Raw genomic sequence first — 15,180 nt, forward strand, 5'->3', positions numbered from 1 at the left:
GAGTCACAGATACCCGTCATCTTGCCCTAGCGGTTGAGGCTCGGCGGCAGGCAGACGCCGATGCCACCCAGGCCGCAATACCCGTCCGGATTCTTCTCCAGATATTGCTGATGGTAATCCTCGGCGTAATAGAAGGGGGCCAGCGGCAGAATGCGGGTGGTGATGGCGCGGCCGTCGCCGCTGGCCAGCATCGCCTGCTGATAGGCGGCCAGACTCTGCTGGGCGATGGCCTCCTGGGTGTCGTCCCCGAAGAAGATGACGGAGCGGTACTGGGTGCCTATATCGCCGCCCTGGCGCATCCCCTGGGCCGGATCGTGCTGCTCCCAGAACAGCTTGAGCAGATCGCCGTAACTGATCACCTTGGGATCGAACACTACCTGCACCGTCTCGGCATGGCCGGTCAATCCGCTGCACACCTCCTTGTAGGTGGGATTCTGGGTCACCCCCCCCTGATAGCCGGCAGCGGTGGAGTAGACCCCTGGCTGTTGCCAGAACAGGCGCTCCACGCCCCAGAAGCAGCCCATGCCAAACCAGGCCACCGCCATCCCTTCAGGCCAGGGGCCTTGAGTCGGGTGACCATTGACCGCATGCTGCTGGCCAATCACCATCGCCTCGCGGCGTCCCGGCAGCGCGTCTGCCGGCGAAATAATCTGTTCCATGCACCCTGTCCTTGTATAAAAACCTGTGCGATCGCACAGCTGACGAAAAGGAATATCGAAGATAACAGTTTATGGGCCGGGATCAACCTGAGGCGCACCGCCACACCGCTGCCCCCCCTGTCCCGCCTGGTATCGCCACCGTTCGACCAACCTGACCACCGTGATGACAAAATCATGCCAAATCAATATTTAGTCTTGATTTGTGCATTTATTTTCATATATTGAGCCCATTGCTGTTTTTTTATGGAAGAAGCCTCAAGTGCGTGAACGCGAACCCAGCCTGGTCTATGCCTTTCGGCAGTCAACCCCCTACGTCAATGTGCACAGAGGTGCCACCTTCGTGCTGATGATGGGGGGGGAAGCCCTCTGCCACCCCAATTTTGCCAACATCGTCAGCGATATCGCCCTGCTGCAGACCTTGGGCATTCGCCTGGTACTGGTTTTCGGCTCCCGCCCGCAAAACGACGAGGCGCTGGCCCGCGCCGGCATCGAGGCCCAGTACCACAAGCGGATCCGGGTCACCGATGACGCGAGCTTCGCCATCATCAAGCAGGTGTGCGGCGGCTTGCAGTACGACATCACGGCCCAGCTCTCCATGGGGCTCGCCAACACACCGATGCAAGGTGCCCGCATCAGCGTGGTGAGCGGCAACTTCGTCACCGCCCAGCCGCTCGGGGTGGATGACGGCATCGATTTTTGCCACAGCGGCCGGGTGCGCCGCATCGACGTGGAGGGGATCACCCGTCAGCTCGATCAGAAGAGCCTGGTGCTCATCTCCCCCATCGGCTGCTCGGTCACCGGCGAGAGCTTCAACCTGAGCTCGGAAGAGGTGGCCCGCCGGGTGGCGGTGGATTTGAAAGCGGACAAGCTCATCTGCTTCAGCAGCACCCAGGGGGTGATGGACCGCCACGGCGAGGCCATCTCCGAGCTCTTCCCCGAGCAGGCCGAGGAGCTGCTGGTGGAGCTGGAGCAGGCGGGGGAAGAGATGTCCGGCACCGCCCGCTATCTGCGCGCGGCCATCGCCTCCTGCCGCGGCGGCGTGCCCCGCTCCCACCTGGTGAGCTATCAGGATGACGGCGCCATGCTGCAGGAGCTGTTCAGCCGCGACGGCCTCGGTACCCAGATAGTGCGGGAAAGCGCCGAGCAGGCGCGCGCCGCCACCATAGAGGACATCGGCGGCATCCTGGATCTCATCCGTCCGCTGGAGGAGGAAGGGATCCTGGTGCGCCGCTCCCGCGAGCAGCTGGAGATGGAAATAGACAAATTCACCATCATAGAGCGCGACGGCCTCATCATCGGCTGCGCAGCGCTCTACTGCTTCATGGAAGAGGCGATGGCGGAGATGGCCTGCGTCGCCATCCACCCCGACTACCGCAACTCCAACCGGGGGGATCAGCTGGTGGCCAAGGTGGCCGAGCGGGCCAAACGGCTCGGCATCCGTCGCCTGTTCGTGCTCACCACCCGCTCCATTCACTGGTTCCGGGAACGTGGCTTCGATCCGCTGGAGGTGGAAGATCTGCCGGTTGAACGCCAGCGCCTCTACAACTGGCAGCGTCGCTCCAAGGTTTTGTCCAAGACCATTGTGTAACTCATTGATTCTGTGTTGAGTTGGCTGACTTTTTGAACTTTTTCACAAACTCGATTGACAGTGCAATCCAACGCAAGGTATTTCTAAATGCACTCCACCGCCCTGGTGGAGCCAGAAGAGGAGCGCTGCCCAGGCAGCCCGAGGGAGGACACCAGTGTCCGGTGAACTTGGGTCAGGGGGAGCAGCGCCGAGACATCTGAGGCAACTGGATACCTCAGTGTCGGCTGCGGGGGCTGAATCCCCCGGGTTGTCATCGGTAGTGGTCATCCCCCACCGCGCCCCGTCAGGGGCGGGTACGGGATGGGCTCTGCGGGTGGAGTGCTTCTGGCCGGGATAGTTTCGATCATTCCTGCCATTTTCAGCCTCCTCCTCTCTTTTTGCCCGATGGAACCGGATTTTCATATTAAGACAGGAGTAAGCAATGAGCCCGATCAATGTCGCCAAGTTTGGCGGAACCAGCGTCGCCAACGCGGCAGCCATGAACAACTGCGCCGACGTGGTGCTGGCCAACCCGGCCACCCGGGTGGTGGTGCTGAGCGCCAGCGCCGGCGTCACCAACCTGCTGGTGGCACTGGCCCAAGGCGATCTGGACGAGGCGGGCCAGGAGGCGCAGCTGACCAGACTGGCCGAGATCCAGCAGGCCATTCTGGCCGACCTTGGCCACCCGGGCGACGTGAGTGCCCAGATCCACGACCAGCTCGACGAGATCCGCACCATGGCGCGCCAGGCCCATCTGCGTACCGATGCCGAGCTGGCCGACAGGCTCATCGCCTGCGGCGAGCTGATGTCTACCCGCCTCTTTACCGAGCTGCTGCGCCAGCGCGGCGTCAAGGCCCGCTGGCAAGATGTGCGCCAGCTGCTGCGCACCGACAGCCGCTTTGGCAAGGCCAGCGTGGATCTGGCCGCCACCCGTGACCTCTGCCAGCAGACGCTGGGCCCCCAGCTTGGCGACAGCCTCATCATCACCCAGGGCTTTATCGGTGCCGACGGCGATGGCCGCACCACCACCCTGGGCCGCGGCGGCTCCGACTACAGCGCAGCCCTCCTGGCTGAGGCGCTCGATGCCGGCTCCATCGAGATCTGGACCGACGTGCCCGGCATCTACACCACGGATCCGCGCCTGGTCACCCGCGCCCGCCCCATCCCAGAAATCAGCTTCGTCGAGGCGGCCGAGATGGCCACCTTCGGCGCCAAGGTGCTGCACCCGGCCACCTTGCAGCCGGCGGTGCGCCGCGACATTCCGGTGTTTGTCGGCTCTGCCAAGGATCTGGCCGCCGGCGGCACCTGGATCCGCGCCAGCACCCGCACCAATCCGCTGTTTCGCGCCGTGGCCCTACGCCGCAACCAGGTGCTGGTGACCCTGCACAGCCTCAACATGTTCCACGCCTACGGTTTCCTGGCCGAGGTGTTCGGCATCCTGGCCCGCCACCGCATCTCGGTGGATCTCATCACCACCTCCGAGGTGAGCGTGTCGCTGACCCTGGATCACACCGGCAGCCAGAGCAACGGCGAACCCATCCTCAATGACAAGGTGCTGGCGGAGCTCGGCCAGCTGTGCAAGGTGCAGGTGGAGACGGGACTGGCGCTGGTGGCGCTCATCGGCAACCGGATGAGCGAGGCGGTCGGGGTGGGCAGTCAGGTCTTTGACGCCATTCGCGAACACAACATTCGCATGATCTGTTACGGCGCCAGCGCCCACAACCTCTGCTTCCTGGTCAAGGAGGACGAGGCGGGCCACATCGTCAACCGCCTCCATCAGGAGCTGCTCGACTAAGGGGCAGACAGCTCGCCAGGATCAACAGAGGGGCCGCCGGGCCCCTCTTTCTATATAGGGTGATTTCTGGATAAACGATGATCTTCCCTAGCCCGCCGTAGTCAGCGCCGGCAGCAGGTTGGCCCGGATCTCCTCACGCAGCTCTTCCAGCCGGCGCAGCAGCGCCCCCTGATCCAGCCCCGCCTCGTCGGGGCCCAGGTTGTCCGCCAGTTCGGCGTAATGTTCGGTCACCGCCTGCTCCAGCCAGTCGAGCCGGCGCAGGGTGAGCGGGCCACAGCTCTTGCCGCTGAGATCGTCGGCAATGTCGAGCCGGTGGCTGCGATACATGTCGCGCCACCAGTTGGCGGCGAGCGCCTCTTCGCTGGCCAGCGCCGATCGCCACTCCCCCAAGAGCCCTTGCAAGCGGGCCAGCACCGGCGCACTCGCCCCCTCCCGAGTCAGGTGCTGCAGCTCCCGCTGCGCCCAATTGACGCACAGGCCGCGCCAGTAGCGAAACTGCGGCAGCGGATCCGGCTCGTCTAGCCACAGGCCCGAGAGGGTGCGGGTCTCCAGCCGTTCAGGTACGTGAAAACCGGGATCGGTGAGGCCGTTGGAGTTGAATTCATGGCGGGGATCGAAGGGCCACATGTAGCCAAAGTCGAACACGCTGATCTGCTGACCGTCATCCAGCAGGTTGCCGGGGCTCGGATCCCAGTCGAACCAGCCCCAGTGGGCCAGCTCCGCCTGCACCGCCAGCATCTGCGCCAGGTTGCGCTCATTGAGATCATGCACCGGCACGCCTCGCAGCCAGGGGGAGACCAGCACCCCGGCCCGGGCCGAGCCAAAGCTGGTGCAGACCACATTGGCCAGGATGGTGGGGTGCAACTCCCGCAGGGCCTCTATCTCCCGGCGGCGCTCCAGCTCGGTCAGGAAGGCGGTTCTTCCGTCCACGTTAGCCACCAGAGAGTCGTGCCGGCGCCGCTTCAGGCACCAGTGATGTCCCTCCACCTTGAGGTGGAACACCTCGGCGGTGAGGCCGTGACGATAGACCTTGAGCACGGCCGGATGATCCTCCTTGAGACGCACCAGCTGGGCCACCGAGAGGGGACAGTCCTGCTCGCGCCCGATCCGGATTTCCTCCTTGCTCTCCAGCATGCGGAGCAACCTTGCCTGACGTGCCGCTACTTTGGGATTCATACATGTACCTCCATCCATATTGAGAGACTAAGCAGCAAGGCTGGAGCAGACCAGCGGCAAAGCGCCATGATGACGCTTTCATCACAGAATGAGTATGCCCCCCGGATCGGGATCACAGTTTGCATGGATCCACTGTCACGCAACCTTCATTGTTTGGTCATTAAATTGACAACAAGGAACAAGCCCATCACCATCGGGTCAAATTAAATGCAGCAGCCATGCATCACCGTCACTCGCTCAAAGGATGAGCCCATATGAAAGCCCCCACTTCAGCGCGCTTGCCAGCCAGGGTCTCCGGTCTCCCCGCCCTGCTGCTCGCCATGCTGGCCGCGCTGCTGCTGCTCACCCTGTTGCTGCCGCAGATCAATCCCGCCAGCTGGCTCGGCCGGGCCCAGCCGCTGGTGCTGGGGCCGGCGGACAACCCCATCGCCACCCTCACCCGTCACGCCCTGCTCTACAAGAGCGACAGCCGCGGTCTCTATCTGGTGGTTCGCAGCCAGTGGCAGCTGCGGGGGCCGCTGCAGGAGGGGGACAAGGTCAGGGTGGAGCTGCTCAACGACAGGGGCGAGCGCATCGATCAGCTGAGCCAGCCGGTGGACAAGCGCCAGCAGTGCCGCAAGGGGCGCTGCACCCTGGATCTCAACAGCACCCTGCGCGCCCCCGACGACGCCCTGGCCAGCCGCTATCAGCTGCGGATCGGCCTGCTGCTCAAGGAGAGGCCCGAGAGCGGCGAGTTCAGCCAGATCCTGCAGACCCTGCCGGAGCGAGGCTTCAACCTCACCTATCTCTGTACCAGTCTGCTGCTGGTGCTGGCCCTGAGTGCCGCCGTGCTGAAGGTGGTGCTGCCCACCCTCAGGCGCAATCTGCGCTGGCGCATCGCCGGCAGCCTGCTGCTCGGCAACCTCACCTTCGTGCTGCTGCACGGCTTCGTGGTGTTCAAGCTAGGGGAATTTCTGCTCTGGTCAGGCTTTCGCCCAGAGCACTACTACCTCGCCTGGGGCAGCATGGTGCTGGGCTGGAGCCTCTGCGCACTGGCGGGGTTCAACCTCTATATGGGGCTGGTGTTCACCGCCCTCTCCGGAATCGGCCTCTTGGCGAATTTCATGAAGATCGCCATCTACGGGGTACCTCTCGGGGGGGACGATCTCGGCAACCTGGTGGCACTGCTGCGCATTCTGCTGGAGCAGCATCCTGTGCTGCCGCTGCTGGGCGGTGCACTCGCCCTTTTCTTGTGCTGGCGCTTCGCCCTGTCACGCTGGGTGCTGCGCATCGCCGCCGCCACCGCCGCCTTCTTTGCGCTGTGCGTGTTTGCCACCCAGACCGGCAACAAGCTGCTGGGGCCCAACATTCGCTACGTGGACAGAGCGGTCAACTACCACAGGGACATCATCCGCTCGGGGCCCGGCCTCTATCTGTTCAACCTGGTGGACGAGATGTTGCAAAGCGGCAGCGTGTTTCGCTATCCCTTGCAGATCAACGAGTTCACCCCTCAGCTCAGCCATGTCAGCCTGAACCAGCCGCCCCGCTTCGATCTGGTGATCGTGCTGCAATATGAATCCCTCTGGCTCGGCTGGCAGGGCAAGATCTGCGCGCCGCCCCCCACCCTGAGCCTGCCGGCCAGCGTGCAGCAGTGGCACAAGACCATCCACTCCCCCACCACCGGCGGCATGACGGTGCTGGCGGAGTTCGAGATGAACACCGGTCTGCCGGTGGGGCTGCTCAAGCAGGGGGTGGTACCCTACTACTACCTCTCGGAGCAGGTGCCGGGCCTGGCGCAGAGTGCGAAGCAAAGCGGCTACCGGACCCTGTTTGCCCACCCCTATGTGGAGAAGTTCTGGGGCCGCGCCAAGGCGATCCCGGCCCTTGGCTACGAAGAGCGCTGGTTCGACAACCGTTTCACCACGCTCGAGCATAAGGGGCTCTATATCTCGGATGATGCGTTGATCGACCACCTGCTCAAGCGCAGCGAGCAGGATGAGCAGCCGCTGTTCGCCTACGCGGTCACCATGCAGGGGCACGGCCCCTTCGACGGGGATCGCTACCAGGCCCAGCAGCTCGACAAGGCCTGCCCGGATCAGAGCGACGCCGATCGCCAGCTGCTCAACACCTACTACACCGGCGTGGTGGATGCCATGGCGTCGCTGGAGCATCTGCTCACCAGCCTGGATCGCTCAGGCAAACGCTACCTGGTGGTGGCGTTTGGCGATCACCAGCCGTTCCTGATGTCCGCCGGCAAGGGCATCCACGGCGCCACACCGCCCCGCGATGCCAGCTACCAGATCCCCATGATGGCCTTTGCCCGCGCCGATGACCCCCTCAATCTGGCGACCCAGTTTGCCCCGGTGCGCCAGCTCTATCAGATGGGCCAGGCCACTCGTCAGCTGCTGGCAGGCGACATGACCCCCATCCCGGATCTGGCCCTGCTCCACCCGGTACTGGGAGAAGAGAAGGGATTCGACGTCTCACCCCTGGTGCCGCAGATCCGCGCCAGCTTCCGGCCCGACGCCCTGCCCTGAGCCCCGCTATCGCGGGACAGATGACAAAGAGGTCGCCCAGGCGACCTCTTTGTCTATTTGTCGATACGGCGATGGCAGCCAAAGCGGGCTCACTCGCCGAGCCAGGGCTCGCACAGGGTGAGACTCTGGGCCTCGAGATCCAGTTCGGCCTCGATGCCAAGGGGCAGGGTCAGCATGGGGTGGGTGTGGGCGCAGTCATACTCCGCCAGAATGGGGAAGGTCGGCTCCCCCACCACCTCCAGCAGGATGTCGAGCGGCCGCCGGCCGCTGCCCTGACTGTCGAACAGCTCGTGTTTGCCGAGCACCAGGGCACCGATGCGATCAAACACCCCGCACAGCTTGAGGTGGGCAAACGAGCGCTCCACCGTCTCTGCCAGATGAAGGCTGTCTTCCAGCAGCAGAATGTCCCCTTGCTCGATGGCCGGCATATAGGGGGAGCCCCAGATCCCCGCTAGGGTGTTGAGGTTGCCGCCAATGAGCCGGCCCCGCACCCGACCTGTGCCCACCGAGATCAGCCGGTTTGACCGGCACTGCTTGGCCCGGCTCTGCTGCTCCCAGTCAAGCCGCTCCTCGGTCCATTGCGCCGGGGTCGGCACTGTGTGAGGCACGGCGGCGCCACCGGCCTGGCAGATCTGGCGAAAGCCCGCCAGGGTCTCGTCCACCAGCGGCGAGAGCTCGCCAAAAGAGGCCACCAGCGCCGGTCCGTAGAAGGTGACCAGGCCGGTGCGGGCATGAATGCCGAGCAGCAGGGCCGTCACGTCGGAGTAGCCAATGATGATTTTGGGGTCGCGCATGAGCGCATCAAAATCGAGATAGGGCAGCAGGGAGTTGGAGTTGCTGCCGCCAATCACCGACATGATGCAGCGCACCTCTGGATCGCGAATGAGGGCATTGAGCTCGGCAGCCCGGGCGGCGATGGAGCCGGAGCGCCAGTGATCGCGCTGGCCGGTGAGGCTGCCCGCCTTGAGTCTGAAGCCCTGCCCTTCCAGAAACGCCCCGGCACGGGCAAAGCGGTTTGGCGCCCAGGCAGTGGCCGCACTGGAGGGGGAGAAAAAGCCGATGGTATCGCCGGGCTTGAGCCCCGGCGGCTTGAGTATTGTCATCGCAAACGGTCCTGTTCCAGATCTGGCCATCCAGGGCATGGCAGCCACAAGAAAGGACTCATAATAGCCATGATATGGCCGTCAAGGCACCAAGAAAAGATGGCAGATCAGGTAGTAACCGACGCCACCCGGCTGGTGATCACGAAGTCGAGACCCGCATGGGAGATAGCGCGGCTCACTTGCCCGCCGGCTGAACCCAGAAGCGACGCCCCCATGCCTGGCTTATCTCGTCAAAGGAGCCATCGCGGTGCATCTGCTCCAGCGCCGCCTGCAGGCCTTCGATAATGACGGCATCCGTGTTGCGGCTGAAGGCAAAATAGAACGACTTGGTCTCCTGAAACTCAAACATGGGGACAAACTCCGAGTAGTGATGGCCCAAGGTCTCTATGTGGTAGGCGGCCCCCATCTGCATGGCTGGCGCGACGTCGGCCCTGCCGTGCAGCAGCATGCGAAACTTGTCGTCCTCGTCGTGCACCAGCACCAGATTGAGCCCTTTCTCCGCCAGTTCGATGGCCAGCGCCGAGTCGCGTACCACCGCGATCCGCCAGGGGGCCAGGTCAGCCAGCTGATGGCCCACCACATCGTCGCGTTTTGCCAGGCGATACACCCAGGTGACGCGAGGCCCGATAGGGCCGACCCAATGAAAGAGCGCCTCGCGCTCGGGCAGCCTTATCATGCTGAAGATGACGGTATTGGGGTCATATTGCGCCATCTGATAGGCCCGCGCCCAAGGCAGGAGCTGGATGCCCTTGCGGTCGAGCCCGATGCCGCTGACCTCCAGCATTCGCTTGAGCAGATCCACCGACAGCCCCGTCACCTGGCCGTCCTTGTCCCGATAGTTGTATGGGGGGAGCTCCTCCGTCACCGCCTGAATGGTGGCCCCCATGGCGCTCCCCAGCCAGCACCACAGCAATACCCAGCGCAGAATATGGAGCATGATTGCACCCTCGAGCTGACTCTCTTGTCATGAGTATGATGGACGCGAACAACACAATACAGGCAGGCGGACAGGTGCATGTCAGGGCGCTGGCATCCCCCATCCGCTGGGAAGGCCGCAATAAAAAACCGGCAACAGGTTGCCGGTTTTTTATTGCATCAAGGCGTCAGACCAACACGGCGGTCCCGCTGATGCTGACCATCAGCATGCTGCCGCTTTGCCCCACCACCTCGTAGTCGATGTCGATGCCGACCACCGCATTGGCCCCCAGCGCCGCGGCGCGCTCCCTGAGCTCGTCGAAGGCGATTTCCCGGGCCCGGGCCAGCTCTTTCTCATAGGCGCCGGCGCGGCCGCCGATGATGTCGCGGATCCCGGCAAACAGATCCTTGAACACGTTGGCGCCAAGAATGGCTTCACCCACCACGATGCCGCGGTACTCGCGAATGGTCTTGCCTTCCAGGGTGGGGGTAGTTGAGAGGATCATCTGGGTTTCCTTGTGGATTGAACTGGGGGACAGCCTAAAGCAGCCAAGGGGGCGCAGGCAAGCAGGGAGACCCGGTTCGCCCCTGGCGGAGCATGGCGGCGCGGGCCTGCCAGCACGGATCCCGTGCGCGTCGACGACGTGGCACCTGTCCATATTCAACGACGAAAGGCGACATCGAGCCGTCGCATGGCCTGCTCCGACAGCCCCTTTCATTAGCCGATCCGGCTCAAACATCAAGTGACAAAAGTGTCAGTTGTGGCTCATTTTGCCTTTCCCTAGGGTGAGTCTGTCCCGGCCATGGACCGGAGACAGACCCACTTCTCACGAGGAGAGCAGCATGATGCAGCAGGATACCCGACTACCTCACCCCACCCTCGCACCGGGGGTATGTTCCCCCGCCAGCCAGCTCGCCGACACCACCATGGAGACCATGTCATGACCACGATCGCCACCCTGGATCTGGGGGATCAGGGTCTGCTGGCAGACTACCTGTCGGCGACCTCGCCCGCCCTGCTCAACCAGACCTATGCGAACTTGTTGTTGATGCAGCAGTCATTGGCCAACAGCGAGATCGACTCAATCCTCGCGGTCAAAATCGAGGCCTACCAGGCCCAGATGATGAGTCAGGCACGCTACTACCAGCAGACCAACCTGTCCGGCCTCATCCACCTGCTGAGCAACGGCTCCAACTTCTACGCCCTGGTCGCCGCGTTCAATCGCCTGCTTGGCCAGGAAGAAGACGCCGCCGTGCTCGCGGGGCGCGCCCGGCTGGCCGAGCAGCTGACGTCTCTCGCCGATCAGGCCCTGAGCTATCGGCTCAATGCCCAGGCACTCAATACCCGCGTGCAGGTGGCCTGGGGATCCCTGCGCCCCCTGATGGAGCAGTTCAATGGCGTCATCACCCAGCTCGAGCAGGATCTGATGGCCGATGCCAAGCGCCAGACCGAGATCATTGATGCCCTCAACCAGGCGATTGCCGCCAATATCCAGGCCATCGTCGATGAGGGTGGCAAGGCCGGTGAAGGGGTCAACCAGCTGGGGCGGGCCATCGTCACCTCGCTGACGCTGGAACAGAAACCGGCCGACAAGGAGGCCAAACCCGCCACGTCGCAGGAGATAGCCAAACAGACAGACCAGCAGACCCAGTACATGGTCTCCGGTCTCAAGGCGATCTCATCGGGCATTGCCGGCTCCAGCCTGGCGGCCCGCGAGCTCAAGACCAACACCGACAAACTGGCCGAGGCCTACCAGGCGCTGGCCGCCACCAACACCCTGCTGAGCGTGGCCAAGTCGGTGCAGGCGCAAAACCAGCTGTTTGTCGACACCTACAGCCGGGTTGCCGATGCCGTCACCCAGCTGCCTGCTGGCTGGCAGAAGGTGGCCGATGCCTACCAAGGGGCGGTGCCCGTGGTAGCCGACCTCAACAGCCCCGACGATGTGCGTCAGCTGCGACGCACCGTGGCGCTCAACACCCAGTCCTGGCTGCTGCTCGCGGGCCAGGTTGACGACATCAAGGCAGCCTACGCCGGCAACGGCATCCTGCCCGACGCTTAATCCCACCACGCAAGGACACGCCAAATGACCAACGCAACAACCATCACCATGGACCAGGGTATGGCCAACCAGGCTTCCCAGGCCCTGCAGATCCAGACCTACTGCAACAGCGTCAAGCAGCAGGTGCCGGTGGACTTCAGCCAGTTCCCGAACCTCAAGGACAACCAGACCCAGATCAACCAGGGGCTCGATCTGGCGAAGGGGCACGCCGACCTCTATCTCAATACCGTCCAGCCGCAGATCATCACCAACATCAGCAACATCTCCAACTACTTTGCCCTGCAAAACGCCATTCCGGCCGTGCTGCCGCCCGGCTCCACCAAGGCGCAATGGCTCAGGCAACTGAGCGTCATCAAGGAGCAGGCTACCGAGTATCAACGGCTCTCCGCCGACACCCGGCTGGTGATCGTCAATCTCAACAACAACCTCATCACCGACTCCAGCAACTTCCAGGGCATAGTGGTGAACCTCAACAGCAAGGTGCAGGGGGACAACGGGGTACTCGCCCAGCTCAACGGTGACATCGACAAGGTGAACGCGGCCATCGACGGCGCCATCGCTGGCATCGTCGCCGGGGGGCTGCTGGTGATTGGCGGCGCCTTCGTCACCGCCATCGGCGCCGTGGCTGACTTCGTCACCGCCGGCACCTCGACCCCGGTGGTCATCGGCGGGGTCGCCATGATGGTGGCCGGGGCCGGCGGCATCACGGCTGGCGCCATCGTGCTGCACAACTCCCTCGGTACCCGCCAGGACCTGTACCAGAAACGCAGCAACCTCAACAGCGAGGTACTGATCGCCACCCAGATCGGCAACGGCTACAAGGGGCTGCAGGTGCAGGCGCAAAACGCCGTCACCGCGGCCACCCAGATGAGCAACGCCTGGGACGCCCTCACCTCCGATCTGGGCAGCCTGATCACCGATCTGGACAAGGGGATCACCAGCGGCGACGACATCCGCCAGCTCTGGCTGACCGCCGCCGACACCACGGTCAAGACGGTGCTCACCGACGTGACCACCATCAAGGCCCAGATGGCCGGCGTGAGCCCGCTGCAAGTGCCGCAGACCGACACCATCGCCAACTTCGTGGCGCGCCTGGCCGCCTAACCCACGGGAGGGCGGCCTGGCCGCCCTCTTTTATAAGGAGACCCCATGAGCAACGGCATTCTTTCCCAATCCATTGCCAACATGCAGCAGGCCGAAGCGACCATTCAGTCCTTCAGCGGGCTGCCGCAAAACGCCGTCAACATCCAGCAGAACGTCGGTGAGGTGGTCGCGGCCCTGCTGCCCCAGGTGCAAACCATGCAGCAGCAGGTGCTGGCGTTTGCTGGCCGCCTGGAAACGCAACTGACCCAGCAGCTGGCCAATACCGGCCCCTTCAACCCCGACGCCCTCAAGGCGTTTGTCGATCAGGTCCAGCAGGAGATCGCCCCCATCCAGACCCTGACCGCCCAGACCCTGACTGCCAGCCAGGCGGCCAACGATCGCATCACGCAGGACAACATAGCGTTGCAGCGGATCGGCGTGGAGCTGCAGGCCACCATCGCCGGGCTGCAGTCCAACCTGGCCGGCGCCCGGCAGGAGCTGGACTCCCTCAACAAGAAGAAGCTCTACCTGCTGGGGCTGGGACTACTGGGGCTGCCTGGCCTCATCGCCCTGGCCGTCACCCTGACGCAGACCCAGAACAAGGTGAGCAGCCTGGAGGGACAGGTGAACCAGATTGAGGGGCAGATCCAGCGCCAGCAGGGCTTCCTCGGCCAGACAACGGCCTTCTCCCAGCAATTTGGCTCCCTCATCGATCGGGTGAGCAAGGTGGGCAACACCATCACCCTGCTCGGCGGCGACATTGCCAACGTCGCCCGCGATGCCGGGCAAGGGGATCCGGAACTGGCGCGGCTCTTCTTCACCGCCGCCCTCACCGAGGTGCGCACCCTGCAGGTGGACGCCTCCTGATACGACCGCAATAAAAAAGGAGAGGCCAAGGCCTCTCCTTTTTTATGGTGCGCGGGGTCATTGTAGTCCCGGCACGTTTGCCCCAGGCGGCTTAGTGCAGCTTCAGGGTCGGGCGCAGCACCCGGTTGATGCGGCCCACCAGCATGATGAGGCCGGTCTTGATGTAGCCGTGCAGGGCAATCTGGTGCATCCGGTAGAGCGAGATGTAAACCAGACGGGCGATATAGCCCTCCACCATCATGGAGCCGCGCATCAGGTTGCCCATCAGGCTGCCCACGGTGGAGAAGCGGCTCAGGGATACCAGCGAACCGTGATCGTGGTAGAGGTAGGGCTTGAGCTCGCCACCGTTCATCTTGGCCAGGATGTTCTTGAACGCCTGGGTCGCCATCTGGTGGGCGGACTGGGCGCGCGGCGGCACGAACTTGCCGTCCGGCTGCGGGCAGGCGGCGCAGTCACCGATGACGAAGATGTTCTCGTCGCGAGTGGTCTGCAGGGTCTCTTTCACCACCAGCTGGTTGATGCGGTTGGTCTCAAGACCGGCGATATCCTTCATGAAGTCCGGCGCCTTGATACCGGCCGCCCACACCATCAGGTCCGCTTCAATCAGTTCGCCATCCTTGGTGTGCAGACCATCGGCGGTCGCTTCGGTGATCATGGTGGCGGTGCGCACGTCCACGCCGAGCTTGACCAACTCCTGATGGGCGGCGCCACTGATGCGCTCCGGCAGAGCCGGCAAGATGCGGGGGCCCGCTTCCACCAGGGTCACCTTGAGGCTGTCGGTGGTCAGGTTCTTGAAGCCATAGGCGTAGAGCTGCTCCACCGCGTTGTAGAGCTCGGCAGAGAGCTCGACGCCGGTGGCGCCGCCGCCAACGATGGCAATCTTCACCTTGTCGCCCGGCTGGTATTCGGTGGCGAACTGCAGGAAGCGGTTCATCATGCTGTTGTGGAAGCGGTGCGCCTGGGAGGGGCTGTCCAGGAAGATGCAGTGATCCTTGATGCCCTTGGTGTTGAAGTCGTTGGAGACGGAACCGATGGCCATCACTAGGTAGTCGTAGGGCAGCTCGCGCTCGTTGACCACGATGTCGCCGTTCTCGTCGACGATCTTCGCCAGCACGATGCGTTTCTCGTCGCGCTTGATGTCGGTCAGGGTCCCGAGCTGGAAGTCGAAGCCGTGGTTCTTGGCGTGAGACTGGTAGCTCAGGGCGTCGATGCCCGCGTCCATGGAGCCGGTGGCCACTTCGTGCAACAGGGGTTTCCACAGGTGGGTGCGGTTGCGATCAACCAGGGTGATCTTGGCCTTGTTCTTCTTGCCCAGCTTGCGGCCCAGGCTGGTGGCCAGCTCCAGACCGCCGGCACCGCCGCCGACGACAACAATATTGGTCATGGTTAATTACCTCGGTTCCATTAAAGCGAAGGGAGCCATCGGCTCCCTTGATAGT

The 15,180-nt window shown here is 63.6% G+C and carries 12 protein-coding genes and 1 riboswitch; of the genes, 6 read left to right on the forward strand and 6 right to left on the reverse strand.

The features are described from left to right. Window positions 1–26: 26 nt before the first annotated feature. Window positions 27–659 (reverse strand): peptide-methionine (S)-S-oxide reductase MsrA, encoded by a 633-nt coding sequence (msrA, locus tag AB5Y95_RS10465; RefSeq protein WP_005302079.1) that lies wholly within the window; start codon window positions 657–659, stop codon window positions 27–29. Window positions 660–918: 259 nt separating this feature from the next. Between msrA and argA the strand changes: the two genes are divergently transcribed. Both argA and lysC read left to right on the forward strand, forming a co-directional pair. After that, on the forward strand, window positions 919–2,247 hold the full coding sequence (gene argA / locus AB5Y95_RS10470) for an amino-acid N-acetyltransferase (protein ID WP_026139042.1): 1,329 nt from the start codon (window positions 919–921) through the stop codon (window positions 2,245–2,247). 107 nt (window positions 2,248–2,354) lie between these two features. Further along, a riboswitch (Lysine riboswitch) is annotated at window positions 2,355–2,579 on the forward strand. Between the two features lie 89 nt (window positions 2,580–2,668). Beyond that, a complete protein-coding gene (gene lysC, locus AB5Y95_RS10475; protein ID WP_368160943.1) occupies window positions 2,669–4,021 on the forward strand; it encodes a lysine-sensitive aspartokinase 3 in 1,353 nt (450 codons plus the stop codon). Window positions 4,022–4,108: 87 nt separating this feature from the next. Here the strand turns inward: lysC and AB5Y95_RS10480 are convergent, their stop codons facing one another. Continuing rightward, on the reverse strand, window positions 4,109–5,197 hold the full coding sequence (locus AB5Y95_RS10480) for a hypothetical protein (protein ID WP_219325548.1): 1,089 nt from the start codon (window positions 5,195–5,197) through the stop codon (window positions 4,109–4,111). 254 nt (window positions 5,198–5,451) lie between these two features. Here AB5Y95_RS10480 and AB5Y95_RS10485 point away from each other — a divergent pair, with 254 nt between their 5' ends. Beyond that, entirely contained in the window at window positions 5,452–7,713 is a 2,262-nt protein-coding gene (locus AB5Y95_RS10485; RefSeq protein WP_368160945.1) for an LTA synthase family protein, read from the forward strand. 89 nt (window positions 7,714–7,802) lie between these two features. On the opposite strand, the gene AB5Y95_RS10490 is transcribed toward AB5Y95_RS10485, so the two are convergent. The 3 genes from AB5Y95_RS10490 to AB5Y95_RS10500 all read right to left on the reverse strand — a co-directional run bounded on the left by AB5Y95_RS10490 (window position 7,803) and on the right by AB5Y95_RS10500 (window position 10,237). Then, window positions 7,803–8,816, reverse strand: a complete 1,014-nt coding sequence (locus AB5Y95_RS10490; protein WP_206866841.1) for a S66 peptidase family protein — start codon at window positions 8,814–8,816, stop codon at window positions 7,803–7,805. A gap of 175 nt (window positions 8,817–8,991) precedes the next feature. Further along, a complete protein-coding gene (locus tag AB5Y95_RS10495) occupies window positions 8,992–9,753 on the reverse strand; it encodes an ABC transporter substrate-binding protein (RefSeq protein ID WP_258117151.1) in 762 nt (253 codons plus the stop codon). Window positions 9,754–9,919: 166 nt separating this feature from the next. Then, entirely contained in the window at window positions 9,920–10,237 is a 318-nt protein-coding gene (locus AB5Y95_RS10500; RefSeq protein WP_005302101.1) for a heavy metal-binding domain-containing protein, read from the reverse strand. Window positions 10,238–10,672: 435 nt separating this feature from the next. Here AB5Y95_RS10500 and AB5Y95_RS10505 point away from each other — a divergent pair, with 435 nt between their 5' ends. The 3 genes from AB5Y95_RS10505 to AB5Y95_RS10515 are packed head-to-tail and all read left to right on the forward strand — an operon-like array spanning window position 10,673 to window position 13,741. Continuing rightward, window positions 10,673–11,791, forward strand: a complete 1,119-nt coding sequence (locus AB5Y95_RS10505) for a hypothetical protein (protein WP_368160947.1) — start codon at window positions 10,673–10,675, stop codon at window positions 11,789–11,791. A gap of 24 nt (window positions 11,792–11,815) precedes the next feature. Beyond that, window positions 11,816–12,895 (forward strand): HBL/NHE enterotoxin family protein, encoded by a 1,080-nt coding sequence (locus AB5Y95_RS10510; protein ID WP_005302109.1) that lies wholly within the window; start codon window positions 11,816–11,818, stop codon window positions 12,893–12,895. A gap of 45 nt (window positions 12,896–12,940) precedes the next feature. Continuing rightward, window positions 12,941–13,741 carry a hypothetical protein gene (locus AB5Y95_RS10515; protein WP_017782951.1) on the forward strand — a complete coding sequence of 267 codons (801 nt, stop codon included), beginning with the start codon at window positions 12,941–12,943 and terminating at the stop codon, window positions 13,739–13,741. Between the two features lie 91 nt (window positions 13,742–13,832). Here the strand turns inward: AB5Y95_RS10515 and AB5Y95_RS10520 are convergent, their stop codons facing one another. Further along, entirely contained in the window at window positions 13,833–15,125 is a 1,293-nt protein-coding gene (locus AB5Y95_RS10520; RefSeq protein WP_010633673.1) for an NAD(P)/FAD-dependent oxidoreductase, read from the reverse strand. Between the last annotated feature and the right edge of the window lie 55 nt (window positions 15,126–15,180).

It is taken from the genome of Aeromonas sp. R5-3, assembly GCF_040908225.1.
GTDB classification, from domain to species: Bacteria; Pseudomonadota; Gammaproteobacteria; order Enterobacterales; family Aeromonadaceae; genus Aeromonas; species Aeromonas dhakensis.